The organism is Aquabacterium sp. A08 (genome assembly GCF_011742065.1).
This window is the reverse complement of sequence record NZ_JAAQQT010000138.1, coordinates 1-326: the sequence shown is the minus strand read 5'-3', so window position 1 is coordinate 326 and position 326 is coordinate 1. Positions and strand designations below refer to the sequence as shown.

Annotated in this window: 1 protein-coding gene; it reads left to right on the top strand. The window is 70.9% G+C overall.

Translation table 11 applies throughout. The annotated features are described in order from the left end of the window. Nucleotides 1–326 (top strand): PD-(D/E)XK nuclease family protein (locus HA630_RS00785; protein ID WP_166832067.1); only part of this gene is annotated, 326 nt, incomplete at both ends.

Sequence of the window (326 nt, the reverse complement as noted above, 5' to 3'; positions counted from 1 at the left end):
CTCGTCACCGCCCACACGCTGGGCGGCGCGCCGCGGCCGCCGCTGCGCGACGACCGGCTGCACGGCATGTTCAAAGGCTTCATGGACCTGGTGTTCGAGCACCGGGGCCGCTATTACGTGGCCGACTACAAGTCCAACTGGCTGGGTCCGCACGACGCCGACTATACCGCCGACGCCCTGCGCGCCGAGGTGCTGCGCGCCCGCTACGAGCTGCAGTACGCGCTCTACCTGCTGGCCCTGCACCGGCTGCTGCGCCAGCGCCTGCCCGGCTACGACTACGACCGCCACATGGGCGGTGCGGTGTACCTGTTCCTGCGCGGGCTGCA